Annotated in this window: 19 protein-coding genes; 9 read left to right on the top strand and 10 right to left on the bottom strand. The window is 67.0% G+C overall.

Going from position 1 to position 23,142, the window contains the following annotated elements:
- Positions 1 to 142: 142 nt before the first annotated feature.
- Positions 143 to 766, bottom strand: coding sequence for a methyltransferase (locus DI605_RS17510; protein WP_293976425.1), 624 nt, complete (start codon positions 764 to 766; stop codon positions 143 to 145).
- A gap of 103 nt (positions 767 to 869) precedes the next feature.
- Here DI605_RS17510 and DI605_RS17505 point away from each other — a divergent pair, with 103 nt between their 5' ends.
- Entirely contained in the window at positions 870 to 1,190 is a 321-nt protein-coding gene (locus tag DI605_RS17505; RefSeq protein ID WP_293976423.1) for an antibiotic biosynthesis monooxygenase, read from the top strand.
- 112 nt (positions 1,191 to 1,302) lie between these two features.
- Here the strand turns inward: DI605_RS17505 and DI605_RS17500 are convergent, their stop codons facing one another.
- Positions 1,303 to 3,588, bottom strand: a complete 2,286-nt coding sequence (locus DI605_RS17500; RefSeq protein ID WP_293976421.1) for a CDC48 family AAA ATPase — start codon at positions 3,586 to 3,588, stop codon at positions 1,303 to 1,305.
- Between the two features lie 282 nt (positions 3,589 to 3,870).
- Here DI605_RS17500 and DI605_RS17495 point away from each other — a divergent pair, with 282 nt between their 5' ends.
- The gene (locus DI605_RS17495; RefSeq protein ID WP_293976419.1) at positions 3,871 to 4,755 is read left to right on the top strand and encodes a LysR substrate-binding domain-containing protein; all 885 of its coding nucleotides are present in this window, start codon (positions 3,871 to 3,873) and stop codon (positions 4,753 to 4,755) included.
- 102 nt (positions 4,756 to 4,857) lie between these two features.
- On the opposite strand, the gene DI605_RS17490 is transcribed toward DI605_RS17495, so the two are convergent.
- On the bottom strand, positions 4,858 to 5,310 hold the full coding sequence (locus DI605_RS17490) for a peptidylprolyl isomerase (RefSeq protein ID WP_293976417.1): 453 nt from the start codon (positions 5,308 to 5,310) through the stop codon (positions 4,858 to 4,860).
- A gap of 143 nt (positions 5,311 to 5,453) precedes the next feature.
- Here DI605_RS17490 and mgtE point away from each other — a divergent pair, with 143 nt between their 5' ends.
- Positions 5,454 to 6,869: a magnesium transporter gene (mgtE, locus tag DI605_RS17485; protein ID WP_293976415.1), complete on the top strand. Its 1,416-nt coding sequence runs from the start codon at positions 5,454 to 5,456 to the stop codon at positions 6,867 to 6,869.
- 97 nt (positions 6,870 to 6,966) lie between these two features.
- Positions 6,967 to 7,371 carry a DUF1489 family protein gene (locus DI605_RS17480; protein WP_293976413.1) on the top strand — a complete coding sequence of 135 codons (405 nt, stop codon included), beginning with the start codon at positions 6,967 to 6,969 and terminating at the stop codon, positions 7,369 to 7,371.
- Between the two features lie 142 nt (positions 7,372 to 7,513).
- Here DI605_RS17480 and DI605_RS17475 read toward each other — a convergent pair whose 3' ends face one another.
- Entirely contained in the window at positions 7,514 to 8,212 is a 699-nt protein-coding gene (locus DI605_RS17475; RefSeq protein ID WP_293976411.1) for a head GIN domain-containing protein, read from the bottom strand.
- 136 nt (positions 8,213 to 8,348) lie between these two features.
- Here DI605_RS17475 and DI605_RS17470 point away from each other — a divergent pair, with 136 nt between their 5' ends.
- On the top strand, positions 8,349 to 9,530 hold the full coding sequence (locus DI605_RS17470; RefSeq protein WP_293976409.1) for an FAD-dependent oxidoreductase: 1,182 nt from the start codon (positions 8,349 to 8,351) through the stop codon (positions 9,528 to 9,530).
- A gap of 127 nt (positions 9,531 to 9,657) precedes the next feature.
- Here the strand turns inward: DI605_RS17470 and DI605_RS17465 are convergent, their stop codons facing one another.
- The 4 genes from DI605_RS17465 to DI605_RS17450 form a co-directional block, all read right to left on the bottom strand.
- Positions 9,658 to 10,176: a CarD family transcriptional regulator gene (locus DI605_RS17465; protein WP_293976407.1), complete on the bottom strand. Its 519-nt coding sequence runs from the start codon at positions 10,174 to 10,176 to the stop codon at positions 9,658 to 9,660.
- Positions 10,177 to 10,475: 299 nt separating this feature from the next.
- Complete coding sequence (gene fdxA / locus DI605_RS17460) at positions 10,476 to 10,814, bottom strand: ferredoxin FdxA (protein ID WP_293976405.1); 339 nt, start codon at positions 10,812 to 10,814, stop codon at positions 10,476 to 10,478.
- Between the two features lie 65 nt (positions 10,815 to 10,879).
- Positions 10,880 to 11,164 (bottom strand): RNA-binding S4 domain-containing protein, encoded by a 285-nt coding sequence (locus tag DI605_RS17455; RefSeq protein WP_293976403.1) that lies wholly within the window; start codon positions 11,162 to 11,164, stop codon positions 10,880 to 10,882.
- 14 nt (positions 11,165 to 11,178) lie between these two features.
- A complete protein-coding gene (locus DI605_RS17450) occupies positions 11,179 to 13,731 on the bottom strand; it encodes a helicase-related protein (RefSeq protein ID WP_293976469.1) in 2,553 nt (850 codons plus the stop codon).
- Positions 13,732 to 13,926: 195 nt separating this feature from the next.
- Between DI605_RS17450 and DI605_RS17445 the strand changes: the two genes are divergently transcribed.
- Positions 13,927 to 15,426 carry a M23 family metallopeptidase gene (locus DI605_RS17445; protein ID WP_293976401.1) on the top strand — a complete coding sequence of 500 codons (1,500 nt, stop codon included), beginning with the start codon at positions 13,927 to 13,929 and terminating at the stop codon, positions 15,424 to 15,426.
- Between the two features lie 155 nt (positions 15,427 to 15,581).
- Positions 15,582 to 17,399 carry an ABC transporter ATP-binding protein/permease gene (locus tag DI605_RS17440; RefSeq protein WP_293976399.1) on the top strand — a complete coding sequence of 606 codons (1,818 nt, stop codon included), beginning with the start codon at positions 15,582 to 15,584 and terminating at the stop codon, positions 17,397 to 17,399.
- Here the strand turns inward: DI605_RS17440 and DI605_RS17435 are convergent.
- Complete coding sequence (locus tag DI605_RS17435; RefSeq protein WP_293976397.1) at positions 17,339 to 18,049, bottom strand: PEPxxWA-CTERM sorting domain-containing protein; 711 nt, start codon at positions 18,047 to 18,049, stop codon at positions 17,339 to 17,341. The genes DI605_RS17440 and DI605_RS17435 overlap by 61 nt on opposite strands.
- 168 nt (positions 18,050 to 18,217) lie before the next feature.
- On the opposite strand from DI605_RS17435, the gene DI605_RS17430 reads away from it, so the two are divergent.
- On the top strand, positions 18,218 to 20,323 hold the full coding sequence (locus DI605_RS17430) for a M3 family metallopeptidase (protein WP_293976395.1): 2,106 nt from the start codon (positions 18,218 to 18,220) through the stop codon (positions 20,321 to 20,323).
- A gap of 7 nt (positions 20,324 to 20,330) precedes the next feature.
- Complete coding sequence (recQ, locus tag DI605_RS17425; RefSeq protein WP_293976393.1) at positions 20,331 to 22,088, top strand: DNA helicase RecQ; 1,758 nt, start codon at positions 20,331 to 20,333, stop codon at positions 22,086 to 22,088.
- 42 nt (positions 22,089 to 22,130) lie between these two features.
- On the opposite strand, the gene DI605_RS17420 is transcribed toward recQ, so the two are convergent.
- Positions 22,131 to 23,111: a YihY/virulence factor BrkB family protein gene (locus tag DI605_RS17420; protein ID WP_293976391.1), complete on the bottom strand. Its 981-nt coding sequence runs from the start codon at positions 23,109 to 23,111 to the stop codon at positions 22,131 to 22,133.
- Positions 23,112 to 23,142: the final 31 nt, after the last annotated feature.

Here is a 23,142-nt window from a genome sequence, read left to right as displayed (position 1 = left end):
CGGGAGAGGCGCTGAACGACGCGGCTGCGGAAAGGTGAGACTGGAGGGGTCTGACGTCTGGCCCCGCGCCCGCGATAATCCGTTCACGTCATCCTGAACCCGGTTCAGGATGACAGCGCGGCTTCGGGCAGCCTCGTGGCGGTCAGTCCTTCCAGCCCCAGTAGAGCTGGGCCGGGGGAATGTTGATCGGCTCGAAGGCGTGATCGATGCGATCGAACGCCAGCGCCATGAAATCGCGGCATTTCGGATTGAACTGATAGACAAGGAAGGCGCCGCCCACGCGGAGCGCCGCATGCGTCTCGATTGCGATCTTCGGGCCGATTCCCGGCGGCAGCGTGGAGAAAGGCAGGCCGGAAAGGACATAATCGGCATGCTCATGGCCATTGTCGGCGATGATCTGGCGAACGTCGGTGGCCGAGCCATGGACGGGGACGAAGCGCGGATCGTGGAAGCGATCGCCAAGATAGTCGATGAATTCGCGGTTCGTATCGATCGCGATATAGGTGCCATCCGGCCCCAGCCGATCGAGGATTGCCTGCGTGAACGTGCCTACGCCCGGCCCATATTCCACGAAAAGCCTGGTATTCTCCCAATCCGTGCGGGAGAGCATGTGGCCGATCAGCTTGTTGGACGAAGGAATGATCGAGCCGACCATCACGGGATGCCTCAGGAATTCCCGGAAGAACATGCCCATCGGCCCCAGCTTGGCCTTCCCGCGGCGTGTACCGCTCCGCTTGAGCACCTGCTCCCCCGAAGGTGAGGTCATCTTATCGTCCTTTGAACTTTCCGAATTTTGACCCGTCGCAAATGCGCAACGCAAACGCAAGCGAGGCGTCATCCGGACCAACGCAATCCAAAGAGGGGAGGTCATGGACGAGACGAAACGTTCCGGCATCGCGGTGATCTTCCGCAGCCTGCGCAATGGGCTTGATGAAGCGGGCTATGCCGCCGCCGCGAAGATGATGGACGAGGAGGCGCGGCGCCAGCCCGGCTTTCTCGGTATCGATAGCGTGCGCGACACGGACGGGCACGGAATCACGATCAGCTACTGGGCCGATGAAGAAGCCGCGATCGCCTGGCGCAATCATGCGGGCCATGCCGCCATCCGCGCACGGGGCCGGGCCGAATGGTATGAGAATTACGAGGTGATCGTCGCGGGCGTGACGCGCGGCTATCGCTGGGCGCGATAGCCGGCGGAGAAATGCGGCTCCCTGCCGGAGGGGTAAACCCGGGCGGCGAGCACCCCGCCCGAAGCCCGGGGTTCCCGCCTGCCCAACCCCCGGCCCAACGGCCCGGATCCGCCTAGCTGCGCGGCTTGAGCATGCCCGGCGAGACGAAGCCGATCGGCTCCAGCGCGAGCGAATCCTGCTTCAGCCGCGCCTGGATCTGCTCATATTCGCGCTCGATCTCAGGCGTCACGGAAGCGCGCGTCTCTTCCAGCGCACGCGCGAAATGCGCCGCCGTCACCTGCCGCGTCTCCAGCGATTCCCGGAGCGCGCCCAACCCCGCCCGACGCACCAGATCCTCAAGATCGGCGCCCGAGAAACGCTCGGTCCGGCGCGCCAGCCCGTCGAGATCGACATCGTCGGCCAGCGGCATCTTCGCGGTGTGGATGCCGAGGATCCGCCGGCGCCCGGCTTCGTCGGGCACGGAGACGTAGATCAGTTCATCCAGCCGGCCCGGCCGCAGCAGGGCCGGATCGATCAGGTTGGGCCGGTTGGTCGCGCCGATCACGACGACCGACTGCAATTCCTCCAGCCCGTCCATCTCGGCCAGGATCGTGTTGACCACACGCTCCGTCACCGCCGGCTCGCCCAGCCCCCCGCCCCGCGCGGGGACGAGGCTGTCCAGCTCGTCGATGAAGATCACGCAGGGCGCCACCTGCCGCGCGCGGGAAAAGAGCCGCGCAATCTGCTGCTCGCTCTCGCCATACCATTTGGAGAGAAGGTCGCTGGATTTGGTGGCGATGAAATTGGCCTGCGCCTCGCGCGCCACCGCCTTCGCAAGCAGCGTCTTGCCCGTTCCGGGCGGCCCATATAGCAGGAAGCCCTTGGCCGGGCGGATGCCCAGCCGGCGAAACGCCTCGGGATCCTTGAGCGGCAGTTCCACGCCTTCGCGCAGCCGCTCGCGCGCCTCGTCGAGGCCACCGACATCGTCCCAGCCCACGTTCGGCGCTTGCACCATCACTTCGCGCATGGCCGAAGGCTGGACGCGCTTGATCGCCTCCTGGAAATCCTCGCGCGTCACCGAAAGCGTATCCAGCACCTCGGGCGGGATCGTCTTCTCCTCAAGGTTCAGGCGCGGCATGATCCGCCGCACCGCCTCGATCGCCGCCTCGCGCGCCAGCGCGGCCAGATCCGCACCGACAAAGCCATAGGTCTGGCGCGCCAGCTCATCCAGATCCACCCGATCGCCCAGCGGCATGCCCCGCGCATGGATGCCCAATATCTCGCGCCGTCCGCGCTCGTCCGGCACGCCGATCACGATCTCGCGATCGAAGCGGCCGGGGCGCCGCAGCGCCTCGTCCAGCGCCTCCGGCCGATTGGTGGCCGCGATGATGACGAGGTTCGCGCGCGGCTCCAGCCCGTCCATCAACGTGAGCAACTGGGCGACGAGGCGCTTTTCCGCCTCGCCGGTCGTCTGCCCGCGCTTGGGTGCGATCGAATCGATCTCGTCGATGAAGATGATCGAGGGCGCATTCTGCGTCGCCTCCTCGAAAATCTCGCGCAGGCGCTTTTCAGACTCGCCATAGGCCGAGCCCATGATCTCCGGACCGTTGATCAGGAAGAAATGCGCATGGCTTTCGTTCGCCACGGCGCGCGCGAGGCGCGTCTTGCCGGTGCCCGGAGGGCCATAGAGCAGCACGCCCTTGGGCGGATCCACGCCGAGGCGCTGGAACAGCTCCGGATAGCGCAGCGGCAGCTCCACCATCTCGCGGACCTGATCCACCGTGGCGCCGAGCCCGCCGATATCGTCATAGGTCACGTCCGCGCGGCGGCCGCCATCCTCGCGCACCGGCGTATATTCGGTGCGCAGCTCGACGTCGGTATTCTCGTCGATATGAACGATGCCCTTGGGCGTCGTGGAAATCACGGTCAGCCGGATTTCCTGCAACGAAAAAGCCGGCGCGTTGAGCATCGTGCGCAGCGCAGACGGCATGTCGCCCTGATCCAGCCGCTGCTGGCCGGTGGTGGCGACGACATCGCCCGCCGTGATCGGCCGCATGCCGAAGCTGCGCTTCAGCGCCTCGCCCGACCCCTGCAACCGCAGATTCTGCTGCGCGGGCGCGAAAACCACACGCTGCGCCGGCTGGCTCACGGCCTTGCGCACCTCGACATAATCGCCCGATCCGATGCCGGCATTGGCGCGCTGGAGGCCATCCAGCCGCAGGATATCGAGCCCCTCATCCTCCGGGTAGGGCAGCACGGCGCGGGCCGGTGTCCCCCGGCGGCCCACAATCTCGACGACGTCGCCTTCGGTGAGGCCCAGGGCGCCCATGGTGGAACGGGAAAGGCGGGCGAGGCCGCGCCCAGAATCGTCCGGTCGCGCATTGGCGACCTGCAGCTTGCGTGTCTCGCTGTCGGCCATTCTTGCCGTCTCCTTTCGCGGCATCCGCAAATAGGAATGCGCGGCCACATTGCGAGATCCCAACCGATCCGGCGCGCGCCGTGGGTAACGGAGGCAGAAAAAAAGGGCCAGCCCCGGAGGACCAGCCCTTAAGTCTAGGAGAGGATGCCTGAAAGGCAGGGCTTTTATGGTGCCCGGCCGATTTTTGTGCAAGTGCGAACGGCGTGTTCGCGGTTGCGAAATACGCAATTTGCATTCATAACTGCCTTGCGGCTTCCAAACTTGTCAGACAAGGAGGCGGAAATGCGAAGATTGCCGCCGCTGACTGCTGTTGAAGCTTTCGTGCAAGTGGCACGGCTCGGTTCGGTAAAAGCCGCGGCGGAGGAGCTTGCGCTCTCCTCGCCGGCGCTGAGCCGACGGATTCAGGCGCTGGAGCGTTTTCTGGGGCGCCCGCTGTTCGCGCGCCGCCATCAGGCGATGGTTCTCAACAGCGACGGGCAGATGCTGCTCGCGCGCATCGCCCCGGCGCTCGACGCACTGGCCGTTGCGATTGATGCAACCACGGGCGAATCGGAACTGTTACGCCTCCGACTCAGCGTGCCACAGCTTTTCGCGTCGCAGCGACTGCTGCCCGGCCTGCCCAAGCTGCGGCAGGAACATCCCCAGCTTCATATCGACATCGACACGCAGCCCCACGCCCTGGCCCGGCTGGGCGAGGGCATCGATGCGGCGATCGTGCTGGGGCGCGAGGTGGACGCCACCTTCTACAGCCGCCGCATCGCGCACAACAATATCGCCGTGGTCGGCTCGAAATCGCTGCTGCATGGTGAAAACGCGATCCGCTCGCCCGCCGACATCAAGCGGGCGACCGTGCTCATCCACCGCGACCTTCCCGAATTGTTCAACGAATGGCGCGATGCGATCGGGGAGCCGGAGCTGGAGCCTGCGGCCTTCGATCGCTTCGATTCGGGCGCCGTGGTGCTGGAGGCGGCCGCGCAGGGGCTCGGCGTTGCCTTCATGCTGGAGGATCATGTCGAGCTGTCGCACGACGATCGTCTCGCCAATCTGGTGCAGACGAAGGTTCAGTCCAGCTACAGCTACTGGTTCGCGTCACGCCGCACGGGGCTGTCGAACCGTGCCGTCCGCATCTTCCACGATTGGCTGTTCGGCGATTTCATGCGGGATTGAAGATCCCGCTTGCTCGCCCCGCGCCTGCCGAAGGGCCGTTCTTTTCGAAGCCGGAAGGAACGGCCGCTCGACAGGATCAGAACGATGGAAGACGGGCTGGCCTTACGCCACCGTCGCCTTCACGATCTTGCCCGGCGTGCGCGGCGGCTCGCCCTTGGGCAGCGCATCGACATAGTCCATGCCCTCGGTCACTTCACCCCACACCGTATATTGGCGATCGAGGAAGGTCGCGTCATCGAAGCAGATGAAGAACTGGCTGTTGGCGCTGTTCGGATTGCTGGCACGCGCCATCGAGCAGACGCCGCGCACATGCGGCTCGGCCGAGAATTCGGCCTTCAGGTCAGGCTTCTTCGATCCGCCCATGCCGGTGCCGGTGGGATCGCCGCCCTGCGCCATGAAACCGGGGATCACGCGGTGGAAGACCACGCCATCGTAAAAGCCTTCCTTCACCAGTTCCACGATCCGCGCGACATGGCCGGGTGCCAGATCGGGGCGCAGCTTGATCACGACATCGCCGCCGCTATCCAGCGTCAGCGTCAGGGTATCGTCTGCCATGTGTCTCTCCTTGGGATCAGATGGCGCGGCGCTTAGCAGGAGTTGGCGCGGCCGCCACCCTCGAAGCGGCCGAGCAGGCTTCCACGCCGGACGTTCAGGCTCTAAGCGGGCCTCGAATCGGAAGCACGGCCGGGAGATGGGCGATGAGCGAGAGCGAGATCGAGACCATCGCGGCGCCCGCGGCGCTGGATACCGCGCATGATTCGGAAGCGCGGCTGACGCCGGAATTCGTCCACGCCGTCATCGAAAAGGTGGAGGCTGGCGACAAGGAGGGCGCGCGCGCCCTCGTCGAGCCGCTCCATCCCGCCGACATCGCCGATCTGTTCGAGCTCGCCCCGCGCGAGCAGCGGCAGCCCCTCGCCAGCGTGCTGGGCATCGACGATCTGCTCGACGCAGACGTGCTGGCCGAAATGAACGATTGGGTGCGCGAGCAGCTGATCGAGGTGCTGACTCCGCATCAGGTGGCCGAACTGGCCACCCAGCTCGACACCGACGATGCCGTCGCGATCATCGAGGATCTGGAGGAAGAGGATCAGCGCGCGGTGCTGCGCGCAATGGAGCCGGACGATCGCGCCGCGATCGAGGAAGCCCTTTCCTATCCCGAGGAGAGCGCCGGCCGCCTGATGCAGCGCGATCTGATCGCGGTGCCGGAGCATTGGAAGGTGGCGGACGTCATCTCCTACCTGCGTTCGAACGACGATCTCACCACCGATTTCTGGGAGGTGTTCGTCGTCGACATCGCGCACAAGCCGGTCGGCACCTGCAAGGTGAGCTGGGTCATCCGCGCACCCGACGACGCCCCGATCGCCGATGTGATGGCGCGCGAGCAGACCCTGATCCCGGCCGAGATGGATCAGGAAGAAGTGGCGCTGCGCTTCCAGAAATATTCGCTGATTTCCGCAGCGGTGGTCGATAAATCGGGCCGCCTCGTCGGCATGATCACAGTCGACGACATCGTTCACATCATCCAGGAGGAAGCGGGCGAGGATACGCTGCTTCTTTCCGGCGCGGGCGACGGCGACATCAACGAGCCGATCCGCTTCACCGTGAAGACGCGGCTGACCTGGCTGATCGTCAATCTCGGCACGGCCATGATCGCCGCCTCCGTCGTCGGCCTCTTCCAGGGCGAGATTGCCCGCTTCGCCCTGCTGGCCGTGCTGATGCCGATCGTTTCGGGCATGGGCGGCAATGCGGGCACGCAGACGCTGGCCGTGATCGTGCGCGCGCTGGCCACCAACCAGCTGACCAGTTCCAACACCTGGCGCATGATCGGCCGCGAATTCCGCGTCGCGCTCTCCAACGGCGTGGCGCTGGGCACGCTCGTCGGCCTTGGCACCCTGCTCGTCTATCACAATCCCGATCTGGCGATCGTCATCGCGCTGGCGATGGTCATCAACAATCTCGTCGCGGGTCTTGCCGGCGTGCTGATTCCGATCGGGCTGGAGCGCGCGCGCGTCGATCCCGCCGTTTCCTCGGCTGTGTTCGTGACGATGGCGACGGACGTGATGGGATTCTTCTCGTTCCTCGGCCTCGCCACCCTGTGGGGCCTCGGCAGCTAGAAGCTCCGTTCCCCGCCACAGGGCTTGCGCGAGCCCCAAGACGTCAACGGATGCCGCCGATCTGGAACGGATCGCATGGCGCTCCCATATCGGGCGCGTGCCGCCCCTTCATCTCACCAAGGTCGCCGTCGGCTGCTCCCGGATGGAGGCGCTCGAGGCGCGCCTTTCCGGCCGGATCGAGGACGGCGAGACCCATATCGTCACCCGCTATCGCCCGACGCGCCACACCGAGCTGATCGGCGGCTCGCTCTACTGGATCATCCGCCACCAGCTCGTGGCCCGTTCCACCATCCTCGGCTTCGCGGAAGAGGAGAATGGGCATTGCCGGATCCGGCTCGGCCCGGATCTGATCGGCGTCCGCCCGCGCCCCAAACGCGCGCATCAGGGCTGGCGCTACCTTGCCGCCGCCGATGCTCCGGCCGATCTTTCGGGCGAGGGGGACGACGGCGACGTGCTGCCGGCAGACCTTGCCGGCCGCCTCGCCGCGCTCGCGCTGATCTGATCGCCGCCCCATCATAAGCGAGGACGATTCAGGCAAAAACCTGAAGCCGCTTTCGATCCGGTCTCACGGGATCACCGGCTCCGGGATTTCGTCTCGTAGCGATGTCCGGGCCAGCAGGTGATTCTACCCGCCGGGAAATCCTCTAGCCCCCGCAGCGCACGCTGCCCGGCCCCGTCTTGGAAACCTGGCAACGGGGGCGGCCGCCGATATTCACATCGCCTGGACCCATGAGCTTCACGTTCGCCGTGCGCAGCGCCGTCACCGCGATATTGCCCGGGCCGATCAGATCGACCGAGACATCATTGACCGTCCATTGCGCGCCCCGCACATCGCCCGGCCCGCGCCCCGTGACGCGCGCGCTGCCGCTCTTGCCGGCCAGCACGATATCTCCCGGGCCGCTGAGGCTGACGTCCGCCCGGCCGGCCTCCACCTGATCGATCGAGAGATTGCCCGGCCCGGCCAGCGCAATCGCGACGGCGGGCGCGCGCACCGCATTCACGCGCATATCGCCGGGGCCGTTGAGCGCGACGCCGGAAAGACGCGGCACGCTGACGTTGATCGTCACCTTGTCTTCCTTGCGGATCGTGATGTTCTGATACCAGCGCCCCTTGTCCGCATCGATCACCAGTTCGCCATTGCGGACGAAGACGTGGAGCCGCGCGAGCACGTCATCCTTGCCGATGGCATGCACGCCGATCGGGCCGCCCGTGCGCACGACGACATCGAATGGCACGTCGCTGCGAACCTTGTCGAACGGACCCACCGGGAAAGTCCGGGTCGCCGCAGACGCGGGAGCACTCGCGGTGACGAGGAGCAGCCCGGCCAGAATCGCAATCCGCATGTCGATCTCCACTGTGTTATACGAACAATACACAAGCGCGATCGTTTCGGCAAGCAATCGCACTTGGGTTGTCCGCCGCGATGTGCTTGTCTGCACGAGGGAGAGGGCGCCTGTCACCCAGGGAGAGAAGCGCCTCATGGATCGTCGTTCGTTCATCGGAAATGCCGCCGCGCTCGGGCTGGCGGGTATCGCCGCGCGCCCGGATGCCCTGCTTGCGCAGAACATCGCCCCCCTGCCTTTCGGGACCGACCCCATCCTGCCGCTCGCGGCCAGCCCGGATCGCATCTTCCGCACCACCGTCTGCCTGCGCCCGTTCCGCGCGGTCGGCCCGCGGCTGGAGGTGGAAAAGATCGCGGGCAAGCGCGTCGTCCACCATTATGGCCATGGCGGCAGCGGCTGGTCGCTCTCCTGGGGCTCGGCGCTGGACATGTTGCCGCTGGCTCTTGCGGATTCGACGCGGGAGATCGCCGTGGTCGGCGCGGGCGCGATCGGCCTGACGAGCGCACTGACGCTGCAGCGCGCCGGCGCCAAGGTGACGATCTATTCCGCCGCCCGCTTCCCGGACGTGCGCTCCGCCCGGGCGACGGGCACATGGTCCCCGGATTCGCGCGTGGGCCTGGCCGACAAGGTCGCGCCCGATTTCGCCGATCGCTGGGAGCGGATGGCGCGCGCCTCCTTCGCGCGGCACCAGAGCTATCTCGGCCTGCCCGGCGATCCGGTGGACTGGACGGATCGCTACAATCTGTTCGATGCGCCGCCACCGGCCACCGGCAATCGGCCGCATGTCGAAACCGCCCTGCATTTCGTCGAGTTGCAGGCGCGCGTGCGCGATCTGCAGCCGCTGACGCGCCCGCTCGCCCCCGGCACGCACCCCTTCCGCGTGCCCTTCGCCCGGCAGACGACATCGATGATGTTCAACGTCGCGGATCTGGCACACACGCTGGAAACCGATTTCCAGATCGCCGGCGGCCGCTTCGTTCCGATGGAACTGCACGAACCTTCGGATTTCGCGAAGATCCGGGAGAAGGTGATCGTCAACTGTACGGGCTATGGCGCGCGCGCGCTGATGCGGGATGAAAGCATCGTGCCCGTGCGCGGCCAGATCGCCTGGCTGATTCCGCAGGCGGGCGTGCGCTACGGGCTCTACTATCGCGACATCAGCGTGCTGGCGCGCAAGGACGGCATCGTCGTCCAGGCGGTCGGCGCGGATGATTCGTTCGGCTATAATGACGGCAATGAAAGCCCCGATCGCGCCGCCGCGGAACAATCCGTGACGACGATCGCCAGCCTCTTCGCCCCACAGGCGGCCACGGCCTGACATTTCCCGTCCCGTCGCAGCGCGGCGGGAAGGGACGGGACGGGCGCACGAAAAAGGGCACGGTGCCGAAACACCGCGCCCCCTTCGCACCGGTAGCCGAAGCCGCCGGGCCTTGTCCCTGAGGACCTTACTTGTTGTGGATCGCCGCCGCCGCGCGGAGGATATCCAGGATCTTCACCTGCGCCGCAGGCTCGTCGACCTGCTCCATCGCGGCCAGCTCACGGGCGAGACGGCTGCATGCCGCCTCGAAGATCTGCCGTTCGGAATAGCTCTGCTCCGGCTGGTCCTCGGCACGGAACAGATCGCGGACCACTTCGGCGATCGACACGAGATCACCCGAATTGATCTTGGCCTCATATTCCTGCGCACGGCGCGACCACATGGTGCGCTTGACCTTGGGCTTGCCCTTGAGCGTGGTGAGCGCGTCGCTCATCTGCGCGTTCGAGGAAAGCTTGCGCATGCCGACGCTCTCGGCCTTGTTGGTCGGCACACGGAGCGTCATGCGCTCCTTTTCGAAACGGAGCACATAGAGCTCGAGCTTCGCGCCGGCGATTTCCTGGCTCTGCAGTTCGACAACCCGGCCCACCCCATGCTTTGGATAGACGACATAATCGCCGACGACGAAGCTCAGCGCCTTTGCTGCCATGTAGAGAAGACCTTTCTGAACGGCCTGCCGGCTCCGCGGCATCCACGAAGGAAACGGGGACGCGAGGACTGCGAAGCGGGATTATCGACCTGTTAACGACTCGTGACGGACGATGATCGGGAAAAACATCGCCTTCCGTCGTTGCTTATAGCGCAAATCCAAGAGGATTGCCAGCATTGCAACCAAGGCGCACGCCTTCGGAGCGACGAACCGATCGTTACGGCTCGCGCCTGGGCGCCTGACATCGACTGCGGGACGGGCCCTTGTTGGCCACAGCTAGGCCGACAGGCCCCCGAATATCAATCCCCCTGGCCGGGCTCCGGCGAGAAATGGGCGTCGAATTTGTCCTTCACGTCCTTCCACTCGTCGGCATCGGCCGGCGCCTCGCGCTTGCGCGTGATGTTCGGCCATTGCGCGGAGAAGGTCGTGTTCAGTTCCAGCCATTTTTCGAGACCGTTTTCGGTATCGGGCAGGATCGCCTCGGCCGGGCATTCCGGCTCGCACACGCCGCAATCGATGCATTCCGAGGGATTGATGACGAGCATGTTGTCGCCCTCGTAGAAACAATCGACCGGACAGACCTCGACGCAGTCCATATATTTGCAACGGATGCAGGCGTCGGTGACGACGTAGGTCATTCTAGGCTCCCGGGAACGGTGGCGCGCATATGGCGCAGGCGGCCACCAAGTCAACCGGAGCGATGCTATTCCCCGCCCTCTTCGCTGGCAGAAGGCACAGGTGGCAACAGATCGGTATAGCAGGCGCGCGCTTCCGGGGCCGGCCCGCGCCGCACGGGGAGCGCCTCGATCCGCAGCACGCGGATATGATCGTGCAGCGGAAAGCCCAGCACCATGCCCGGCCTGACCGCGACATGGCAGCGGTCCACCGGGCGCCCGTCTATGCGCAGATGCCCTTCCTCGATCAGCGCCTGGGCCATGGCGCGCGTCTTCACCAGCCGCACGAACCAGAGATATTTGTCGAGCCGCACCCGCCGTCCGGAGCCTAGAGGCGGAGGCCCGCCAGCGCGCCGAAGGCGTTGCCCGGCCGGGGCTGGGCCGTCTTGGGCTTCGGGCGCGCCTGCGCGGGCTTCCCGCGCCACAGCCAGCCCTGCTCGGCCCGGCGGAAACCCAGCGCGAGCATGAGCTGCTGGAAACTCGCGGAGCCGAGACCGAGGCTCACCGGCAGGCCGGGATCCGGCGCGAAGGGCAGCCGCCCGCTCTTTCCGTCCGATCGCGAATCATGCGCGTTACGGGCTAGGCGCTCGACCTGATCGACCCGCAGCATCTGCGCACCGAGCGGCCGGAAACCCGCCGCGACGAAGGCCGCGCAGGTGGCCGAATCGCCCGGCGTGGAGACGGACACCGCCCCCACCGGTGGCAACGCGGTCATGGTCGCCCCTTCCTGCGCGGCCATCAGCGCCACCCGCCAGCGCGATGCTTCCGGCTTGATGAGGCTGGGCAGGAAGATGTCGAGCGTGCCGATGCGAACGCCGAGCCGCGCCACGATCGGCCGGAGCGCCTTGTCCAGCGCATCCAGCACTGGCTCCAGCCCGCGCCTCGCGAGCACACCGGACGCCTCGGCCAGCGGCGCCAGCAAGGCGCGAACCGCCGCCGGCTGCTCGCGATCCCGCGCGGCCGCCGTCAGCTCCACCAGCGGCGCGAGATGGCGCGCTATCCCCGTCTCGAGCCAGCGCGCCAGCCGCTCGCAGACGGCCTTGCGTTCCGCCTGCGGCAGGGTTTCGAGCGCGCGATGCAATTCGATGCGGGGATGGAGCAGATCCTTGCCCCGCGTCAGCCGGGCGACCACGTCCCCCTGCCAGAAGAGCGCGACCGGGCGGCCCGGATCGGTCGCGAGGCTGAAGGCGGCATCCTCGTCCGCCGCCAGCGCGCGGGCGCGGCGGGCCAGTTCCTCGCCCAGCCGGCGCTCCGCGGCCGCCATCAGCCTCTTCATGTCGCCGTGCCGCGCCTGCGGATCGGCCTTGAAGCGAAAGCCGATCAGCGCGCCGATCGCCTCGCCATCGACGGTGACGGTGCCATCCTCAGCCACCTTCATCGGCAGGATATCCGCCCCGCGCGCGCCGAGATCGCGCATCAGCACGGCCGTCCGCCGATCGACAAAGCGCTGGGTAAGCCGCTGGTGGAGCGCATCCGACAGCCGCTCCTCGATCGCGCGCGTCCGCTCCACCCACTTGGCAGGCTCGGCCAGCCAGTCCCGCCTGTGGGCGATATAGGCCCAGGTGCGCACGCCCGCGAGGCGATCGGACAGCGTCTCGACATCGCCGCTCACGCTTTCGAGGCGTACCAGCTCTTCCGCGAACCACTGGACCGGCAGCGTGCCATCGCCTTCGCTGCGATGGCGGAAGATGCGCGCCACCAGCCGCGAATGGGGCTCCGCGCCGGTCTTGCGGAAATCGGGCAGGCCGCAGGCATCCCACAGGCGCGAGACCATGTGCGTGCCCGTCGCCCGCTCGCGCACCCACGGCTCCTCGGCCAGCCGCTTGAGTACGGCGAGATCGATCGCCTCGGGCGCGGGGCGCAGCACCGGATGATCGGGTCGCCGCTCCAGATCGCGGATCAGCGCATCCACGCCGGCCAGGCTCGGCGCCCCTTCGCGCCAGTAGAGATGATCGAGCGGGGGCATGCGATGCTCCTCGATCGCCAGCACCTCCTCATCCTCGAACTGGGCCGATCCGCCCTCGAAGGAGAGCGTGCCGAACGTACCGTCGCGCTGGTGACGCCCGGCGCGCCCGGCGATCTGCGCCATTTCCGAAATGGTGAGCCGGCGCACCTTACGCCCATCGAACTTGCGCAGGGATGCGAAGGCGACGTGCGCCACATCCATGTTGAGGCCCATGCCGATCGCGTCGGTCGCGACGAGATAATCCACCTCTCCCGCCTGGAACATCGCGACCTGCGCATTGCGCGTGCGGGGGCTGAGAGCGCCCATCACCACGGCGGCGCCGCCCCGCAGCCGCCGGAGCATCTCCGCCACCGCATAGACTTCCTCGGCCGAGAAGGCGACGACGACCGATCGCTTGGGCAGGCGCGAAAGCTTGGTCGCGCCCGCATAGGTCAATGTCGAGAAACGAGGCCGGGTAATGACCTCCGCCTCGGGGACGAGCGCGCGCAGCATCGGGCGCAGCGCTTCCGAGCCCAGCAGCATCGTCTCTTCCCGGCCCCGTGCACGCAACAGTCGATCGGTGAAGATATGGCCGCGCTCGCGATCCGCCGAAAGCTGCGCCTCATCGAGCCCGACGAATGCGAAATCCCGCTCCAGCCCGCCTTCGCGGCCTCCGGACACCGGCATCGATTCGGCCGTGGTGAGGAACCAGCGCGCCTTGGGCGGGACGATCTTCTCCTCGCCGGTGATGAGCGCCACCGAAGCCTCGCCCTTGATCGCGACGACCCGGTCATAGACTTCGCGCGCCAGCAGACGAAGGGGGAAGCCGATCAGTCCGGATGAGTGCGCGCACATCCGTTCGACCGCCAGATGGGTCTTGCCGGTGTTGGTCGGCCCGAGCACCGCCACGAGCGGCTGATCGGCAAAGCGCGTCATCTCGGGCACCAAGATGGCCGATCGACACGCAAAAGCAAGCGTCGGCATCCACCGCACCGCAATAGGTCCGACTTGCAACCATTCGCCGCCGGAAAGATTCGTCTCATCGCAACTTCGGCCCGTAACTCGTCGTATTAGTTTGACTTTAACCTTCTTGATTCACAGTCATGCCGCCAGCGCCCATGTGGCAGAGGCGTGTTCGCGAACAGGGACGATCTGGGGCCAATGTACCGGCAGGAAAGCGACAGGCTGGCGGGCGGGGGCGGGGGCGCCGTCGCACTGCGGAGCCGCGCTTATGCCCGGTTCGATTCCTCGCTTCTCCGCCGCGGGCTGGATCGCACGCGCGATCTGGATCTCATCGTCGATCTGGGCGCGCGAATCGGCAGCGCCGAATGGTGGCGCGGCCTCGCCACCTGCACCGCGCTCTGCGCCTCCGCCTTTGCGCTCGCGCCTTCCTATCGCCCGCTCGTCGGCCAGACCGCGCCCGCGCTGGGCGACGCGCAGTGGCAGGAGATGCGCGCGCAGACGATCGCGCCATCCGCCTATGGCGCCGATACGGGCCGCGTCGCCGCGCCCACTCCCCTCGTGGAAGAACTGGCCGAGACGCCCGAGCGCCCGCAGATCGACATCACCGCGACGCTCGGCACGGGCGACGGCTTCGCCCGCGTGCTTACCCGCGCCGGCGTGGGCGAGGAGGAAGCGCGGCGCACGGCCGATCTGGTTGCGGGGGCCGTTTCGCTCGGCGATATCAGGCCCGGTACGAAGCTGGAGATGACGCTCGGCCGCCGCCCGAACCGCAAGGTGGCGCGGCCGCTGGATCGCCTCTCCTTCCGCGCCAAATTCGAACTCGCGCTGGAGGTGAACCGCAATGGCGGCCAGCTCCAGCTTCTGAAAAAGCCGATCGCGATCGACGAGACGCCGCTCCGCATCCAGGGCCGCGTCGGCTCCGGCCTGTTCGCCGCGGCGCGCTCGGCCGGCGCCCCACCCAAGGCGATAGAATCCTATCTGAAGGCGCTCGCCCAATATATGCCGATCGGCAGCGTGCGTTCCAACGACCGCTTCGACCTGATCGTCGAGCATCGCCGCGCCGCGACCGGCGAGACGGAGACGGGCAGCCTGCTTTATGGCGGGCTGGATCAGGGGAAGAAGGTTCTCCGCCTGCTGAAGTGGACGAGCGACGGCAAGGAGCAATGGTTCGACGCGGCCGGCGTGGGCGCTGAAAAGAAGGGCGGCTTCACGATGCCCGTGCAGGGGCATCTCACCTCCTCGTTCGGCGCGCGCTTTCATCCGATCCTCGGCTACAGCCGGATGCATCAGGGCGTGGATTATGGCGCGCCGATGGGATCGCCGATCATCGCCGCGACGGACGGCACCGTCCGCTTTGCTGGCTGGCATGGCGGCCACGGCAACTATGTGCAGCTCCAGCATCCCGGCAACATGCAGACCGGCTATGCCCATATGAGCCGTATCGTTGCGAAGGTGGGCCAGAAGGTGCATGCCGGCCAGCTGATCGGCTATGTCGGCTCGACGGGCCTCTCCACCGGTCCGCATCTCCATTTCGAACTGTTCCAGAATGGCCGCGCGGTGAACCCCACCACGGTGAAGCTTGCGCGCGCGGCGCAGCTGGCCGGCGCCCAGCTCGCCCGATTCAAGGCGACCCTCGCCCGCCTGCTCACCACCCGCATCGGCGGCTGACGAACAGCTCCCGCCCCGTTCGGGCGGCCGTCCCTTGCCCTAATGGTCCCGACCACGATCTCGGCGGGCTCGATCTCCGCCTGAAGCAGGCGGATGCGAGCGGATAGCGGCGGACCACTGACATAATCCGCCCCTCGTCCTATCTTGGCGCGACCATGCCGCCCGCTTCCACCGACGCCACCACGCCCAAGCCGATCGACGGCTTCGCCGCCCTCCGCCGCTTCCTCCCCTATCTGTGGCCATCCGATCGGCCGGCGCTGCGCGCGCGTGTCGCCGTGGCGATGCTGTTCGTGCTCGTCTCCAAGGGCATCACCCTGCTGATGCCCTTCGCCTACAAGGCGGCGATCGATCGGATGGCGCCCGGCCTCCAGCCCGCCGCCGCGCTCGCCATGGCGCTCGTCGTCGCCTATGCGGCTGCGCGCTTCGGCGGCGTGCTGTTCGATAATCTGCGCAACGCGATCTTCGAGCGGGTCGGGCAGGAAGCCGCGCACCGCCTGTCGCTGGAGGTGTTCGGTCATCTCCACCGCCTGTCGCTGCGCTTCCATCTCGAGCGGCGCACCGGCGCCGTCACCAAGATCATCGAACGCGGCACGAAGAGCATCGATACGATGCTCTACTTCATCCTCTTCAACATCGCGCCGACCATCCTGGAGCTGACGGCGGTCTGCATCATCTTCCTCACCAAATTCGGCTGGGGGCTGGTGGCCGGCACGATCCTGATGATCGCCGCCTATGTGTTCTTCACCCAACGCATGACCGAGTGGCGCACTGTGCTGCGCCGCGAATGGGCGAAGAGCGACAGCGAGGCGACGCAGAAGGCGGTGGACAGCCTGCTCAACTACGAGACGGTCAAATATTTCAACGCCGAGGATGTCGAGCGCCGCCGCTACGGCAGCAGCGTGCGCAAGCTCGTCGATACCACCGCCAGCGTCGAGGTGAGCCTGGCCTGGATGAATATCGGCCAGTCCCTCATCACCAATCTGATGATGGCGGCCGCCATGGCCTATAGCGTGTGGGGCTGGAGCCGGGGCCTGTTCTCGGTGGGTGACGTGGTGCTGGTGAACACGTTGCTCTCGCAGCTTTTCCGGCCGCTCGACTTCCTCGGCATGGTCTATCGCGAGATCCGCCAGGGCCTGATCGACATGGAGGCGATGTTCGGCCTGATCGACACGAACGAGGAGGTGAAGGACGCGCCCGGCGCGACCATGCTCGTGCAGGCCGGCGGCGCCGTGCGCTTCGAGGATGTGCGCTTCGCCTATGATCCCGATCGGGAAATCCTGAAGGGCGTGGATCTGCAGGTGCCGGCGGGGGGCACGCTGGCCGTGGTCGGCTCGTCGGGCGCGGGCAAGTCCACGCTCGCCCGCCTGCTCTTCCGCTTCTATGACGTGACGGGCGGGCGCATCACGATCGACGGGCAGGATATCCGCGACGTGACGCAGGCGTCGCTGCGCCGCGCGATCGGCATCGTTCCGCAGGATACGGTGCTGTTCAACGACACGATCGGCTACAACATCGCCTATGGCCGCGACGGCGCCACGCAGGCCGAGGTGGAGGCCGCCGCGAAGGGCGCCGCCATCCACGATTTCGTGCTGTCGCTGCCGCAAGGCTATGATACGCCGGTGGGCGAGCGCGGCCTGAAACTGTCCGGCGGGGAGAAGCAGCGCGTGGCGATCGCGCGCACGCTGCTCAAGGATCCGCAACTGCTGATCCTCGACGAAGCGACCAGCGCGCTCGACAGCCGCACGGAGGCGGAGATCCAGGAAACGCTGGCGCGCGTCGCGGAACGGCGCACGACGATCATTATCGCGCATCGCCTCTCGACGATCGTCCACGCCGACGAGATCGTGGTGATGGAGGCTGGCCGCATCGTCGAACGCGGCACGCACGCGGCCCTGCTGGCGCGCGATGGCCTCTATGCGGAAATGTGGAACCGCCAGCAGGCCGAGGCGGAAGAGGCGCTGGCGGCGGAGTGAACCCGCCGCAGGCGCGCGCCGATCAGGCCGAAGCCCGCGATCATCATCGCCCAGCCGGTGGGCTCCGGCACCTCCCCGGCCAGCGTGATGCCGGTGACATATTGATAGGGCGTACTCGGCCGCGTTTCGAAGACGCGCACCGCCTCGATCGCGAGATCGTGCATCCCGGCGGAAAGCGTGGTCGAGAAGCTCAGGCCACCGCGCAGCACACTGCCTTCGCCAATCTCCCCGAAGGTGAAGCTCGTCATCGCCAAGCCATCCAGATAGACGGTGAAGGTTCCGCCGTCGGCATTCCATGCATCGGGATTGCTGGCCGCGATCGCGGCCGCGAAACCATAAGTGCCAGAGGCCGCCACGTTCAGCGTCTGGCGCAGGCCGCCACCCCCGATGAAGCTGGGATCGTAATCGTTGAACTCGACGGCGCCCACCTGCAGCCGGGCCACCTGCTGCGGCGTGCCGCTGCCAGCAACATCGAACGCCGTCACGATCGGCGGAAAGCCGGCCGGCGCACGATAGCCCACCGCCGTATCGTAGAGGGTCCAGCCGGAGAAACCTTCCGCGAAGCTGCCATTGTCGATCAGATCCGCCGCCTGTGCGGCGGCCGGCGTCGCCAGCGCCACCAGCAAAGCCAGGAATGCCCCGCGCGCCATCTTGCTCTCCCGTTCCGTCGCCCCCAGGAATGCCACCGGATCGGCCCCATTCAAAGCCCGATCGCAACATCCTCGTCACAACCGACCTGCCCCCTTCCAACCGACGATGGGGCGGTTCTAAGAGGGGCCATTCGCCGCCACGACGCGGCCCCTCCTTCAGGGACTCACATGCTCCGCACCTTCCTGCTCGCCGCCACCGCGCTTTCCGCGACCGCCGCCATCGCCCAGCCCGCCGCCAATCCCTTCGAAAAGCCTAGCACGCTGCCCTATCAGGCGCCCGATTTCGCCCACATCGAGGATCGTGATTTCGAGCCCGCCTTTGCCGCCGGCATCGCGCAGGAAAAGGCGGAAATCGCGAAGATCGCGAACAATCCGGCCGCGCCCACCTTCGACAATACGATCGTCGCGCTGGAGCGGTCCGGCGAGATTCTCGGCCGCGTCCGCATCGTCTTTTCGGCGCTTACCCAGGCCAATACCAATCCCGCGCTGGCCAAGGTGCAGGCCGCGCGCGCGCAGTGGCTGAGCGAGAGCGATGATCCGCTCTATGGCGATCCGAAGCTGGCGGCCCGCGTGAAGGCGATCCGCGACAAGGCGGAAAGCCTGAATCTCGATGCGGAGCAGAAGGCGCTGCTCGATCTCCACTGGCAGCGCTTCGTGCGCGCGGGCGCCGCGCTTTCGCCCGCCGACCGCGCGACGCTGACCGGCATCAACCAGCAGCTGGCCTCGCTTTCGATCGGCTTCCGCCAGAAACTGATCGCCGCCACCAAGGCCGGCGCGCTCGTGGTCGACCGGCCGGAGCAGCTGGCGGGCCTGGGCGAAGACGGAATCGCCACCGCGGCGCTTGCCGCCCGGGAACGCGGCCTTGCCGGCAAATATGTGCTGCCGCTCCAGAATACGACGCTGCAACCGGCCCTGCCCTCGCTCACCGATCGGGCAACGCGCCAGGCCCTGTTCGACAAGAGCTGGACCCGCGCCGAGCAGGGCGACGCGAACGACACGCGCGCCACGATCCTGGAGATGGTGAACCTGCGCATCCGCAAGGCCAATCTGCTCGGCTATCCCACCTGGGCCGATTTCACGCTTGTCGACAATATGGCGAAGACGGCGGACACGGCGCGCAATTTCATGACGGGCCTCGACGCGCCGACCGCCGCCGCGCAGGCGCGGGAAGTGGCCGAGATCCAGAAGGTGATCGATGCGGAGAAGGGCGGTTTCCAGGTTCAGCCGTGGGACTGGGATCTCTATGCCGAAAAGGTCCGCAAGGCGAAGTTCGATCTCAACGAGGAGGATACCAAGCCCTATCTGGAGATCTGGAAGGTGTTGCAGGACGGCGTCTTCTACGCCGCGAACCAGCTTTACGGCCTGAGCTTCAAGGAGCGGAAGGACATTCCGGTCTATGATCCGGACATGCGCGTGTTCGAGGTGTTCGAGGAGAACGGCAAGCCCCTCGGCCTCATGTATTTCGATTACTGGAAGCGCGACAACAAGGCGGGCGGCGCCTGGATGTCGAATTTCGTCCGCCAGTCGAAGCTCGATGGGACGAAGCCCGCCATCTACAATGTCGCCAATTTCGCCAAGCCGGCGCCCGGCCAGCCCCAATTGGTGACGTTCGAGGACGTGCGCACGATGTTCCACGAATTCGGCCATGCCCTGCACGGCCTGTTCGCGAACCAGACCTATGCCAGCATCTCCGGCACGGCGGTGGCGCGCGATTTCGTGGAATTCCCCTCCCAGTTCAACGAGCATTGGGCGCTCGAGCCGCGCGTGCTCGCCCGTTATGCCGTCCACTACGAGACGGGCGCACCGATGCCCGCCGATCTGGTCGCCAAGATCAAGAAGGCCGAAAAGTTCAACCAGGGCTACGCCTTTGGAGAGCTGCTCGCCGCCGCCCAGCTGGACATGGCGTGGCACTCCATTCCCGCCAACGCCCGGTTCGGCGATGTCGACGCATTCGAGGCACAGGTGCTGAAGGGCACCGGCCTCGATGTCGCGCATGTGCCGCCCCGTTATCGCACCAGCTATTTCAACCATATCTGGGGATCGGGCTATTCCGCCGGCTATTATGCCTACATCTGGACGGACATGATCGAGGAGAATGTCTACGCCTGGTTCGAGGCGAATGGCGGGATGACGCGGGCCAATGGCCAGCGCCTGCGCGACCTGATCCTTTCGCGCGGCCGCACGCGCGATTATGGCGCGATGTTCCGCGAGATGACCGGCCACGATCCGGAACTGGCACCGTTCCTGAAAAGCCGGGGCCTGTCGCCGGAATGAGGCGCGCATGACGCCGCTGGAGGCGCTGGGCACCACCTTCGGCTACAAGAGCTTCCGGGGGCGGCAGAGCGAGGTGATCGATCGCGTCATGGCGGGCGCGCGCACGCTCGCCGTGATGCCCACGGGCGCGGGCAAATCGCTCACCTATCAGATCCCGGCGCTGTGCCGGCCGGGCACGGGCCTCGTCATCTCGCCGCTGATCGCGCTGATGCACGATCAGGTACGCTCGGCCGAGGCGGCGGGGATTCGCGCCGCCGCTCTCACGTCCGCCGACGACAATCGCGACGAGACGATCCGGCGGCTGCGCGACGGCGATCTCGACCTGCTTTATGTGGCGCCGGAGCGCACCAATACGGAGGGCTTTCATCGGCTGGCCAGCAGCGTACGCCTGTCGCTCGTCGCGATCGACGAGGCGCATTGCGTTTCCGAATGGGGGCATGATTTCCGCCCCGATTATCGCCAGCTGCGCGGTCTGCTCGATGCATTCCCGGATGTGCCCCGCCTCGCACTCACGGCCACAGCCGATATCCGCACCCGCGCGGACATTCTCGCGCAGCTCGGCATTCCCGAAGAGGGGCTGATCCTCGCCGGTTTCGACCGGCCGAACATCCAGTATCGCATCTCCCCGCGCGAGGGCCTGCCCAGGCAGCTCGCGCAGCTGATCGCCGACACCGAAGGCTGCGGCATCGTCTATGCCCAGAGCCGCGCCGAGACGGAGCGGCTGGCCGCCACCTTGCGCGACACGGGCCGGCCGACGCGTGCCTATCATGCCGGGCTCGATCCCGCCGCGCGCGCCGCGTCCGCCCGCGCCTTCGTCCAGTCCGAAGATATGGTGATGATCGCCACCATCGCCTTCGGCATGGGCATCGACAAGCCGGACGTGCGCTTCGTGGCCCATGCTGGCCTGCCAAAATCGATCGAGGCTTATTATCAGGAAACAGGCCGCGCCGGCCGCGACGGCGATCCCGCCATCGCCCATCTCTTCTGGGGCGCGGACGATTTCGCCCGCGCGCGCCGCCGGATCGAGACCGAGATGGAGGAGAGCCGTCGCGGCGGCGAACGCCAGCGGCTCAACGCCCTCGCCTCGCTGGTGGAAACCAGCGGCTGCCGCCGCGCCGTGCTGCTCCGCCATTTCGGCGAGGATCCCCCGCCCGCCTGCGGCAATTGCGACAATTGCCTCAATCCGCCCGCTACGGTGGAAGCGACCGAGATCGCGCGCAAATTGCTGTCCGCCGCCTTCCGCACCGAGATGCGCTACGGCATCGGCCATCTCTCCGATGTGCTGGCCGGCAAGGAAACGGACAAGATCCTCGGCGCGGGCCATCACACGCTTTCCGTCTTCGGCATCGCGACGGCCGAGGAATTGCGCCTCGTAAAGCCTGTCGCCCGCGCGCTCATGGCGCGCGATGCGCTTCGGGCGGACGATTTTGGCGGCCTTTCCTTCGGCCCCGGCGCGCGGCCCATCCTGAAGGGCGAGGAGCCGGTGGCGATCGTGCTGCCACCGCGACGGGCGGAGCGCCGCTCACGGGGAGCCGCGCAGGATTTCCCGCACGATCCCCTGTTCGAGGCGCTCCGCACGGTGCGCCGCGATCTCGCCCGGGATCAGGGCGTGCCGCCTTATGTGATCTTCCACGATTCGGTGCTGCGCGAGATGGCGGCCGAGCGGCCCAAGTCGCTCGCCGCGCTTGCCCGCATCGGGGGGGTCGGCGCGGCCAAGCTGGAACGCTATGGCGATGCCTTCGTGGCCGCGATCAGGGCCTATTGAGGCCGTGGCCGGGCATCCGTCCGGCGCGGGGGCGCGGCCCGCTCAACCCGCCGGCGCCACCTGATCGGCCACCGTCGCGCCACGCTGGCCGAGCGGCCTGGGGCTGCCCGTCGTCGTATCCCGCGCCGTCTGGCGCTCCGCCTCCGCATTGATGACGGCGCCCAGCAGGATCGCATAGGCCGAAACCCACAGCCACATCAGCAGCACCACGACGGCGCCGAGTGATCCATAGGTGGCGTTGTAATTGCCCAATGTCGCCGCATAGGCACCGAAGCCCACTGTCGCGATGAGCCACAGGAAGGTCGCGAGCGCGGATCCGGCCGTGAGCCACTGCCAGCGCGCATCGCTGCGCGACGGGCCGAAGCGATAGGCCGCGCCGATCCCGATCGAGGCAAGCGACGCGGCGACGGCCCAGGTGGCAGCGTTGATGGCGATCGCGACGCCCGATCCCAGCCCCTCTACGAACCGGCCGACCAGAGCGAGCGCGGATGCCGCCAGCAGGCCCACGATCCCCACGAGCACCGCGCCGACGATCAGGACGAAGGAAATCAGCGTCGTCCGGATGATCCCCCGGCGTTCGCTCTGCTCATAGACGACGTTCAGCGCCGTCATGATCGCGCCGGATGCGCGCGTCGCCCCGTAAAGTGCGATCAGGAGCGCCACGAGCAGCCCTATGCCCTTCTTGCTCGCAGCTGTCGTGACGAGGCTGACGAGTTGGTCGAGGATCAGCTTCGCCGCATCCCTGGGCACCACGCCGATGATCGCGCGCATGTGGCCGGCGATCGTGGCGGGATCGGCGATCAGCCCGTAGGTCATCACCAGCGCGCCCAGCAGCGGAACGATCGAGAGAAAGGCATAGAAAGCCACGCCCGCCGCGAGCAGGCCGATATTGTCCGTGCCGGTCTTGATCCAGACGCGCCCGATAATCTCGCGCCAGGCCCGCATCGGCAGCGCGATGGGCGTGCGCGCGGTGCGGCCATGGGGATCGGGCCGCGGGCGTGGAGGATCTGCCAATATCACCATGGGGGCTAAACGCCCGAAGCCGCCAAGGTGC

Origin of the sequence: Sphingomonas sp., assembly GCF_003248515.1 — a bacterium.
Classification (GTDB): domain Bacteria; phylum Pseudomonadota; class Alphaproteobacteria; order Sphingomonadales; family Sphingomonadaceae; genus Sphingomonas_I.
This window is presented reverse-complemented; position numbering and strand designations above follow the sequence as displayed.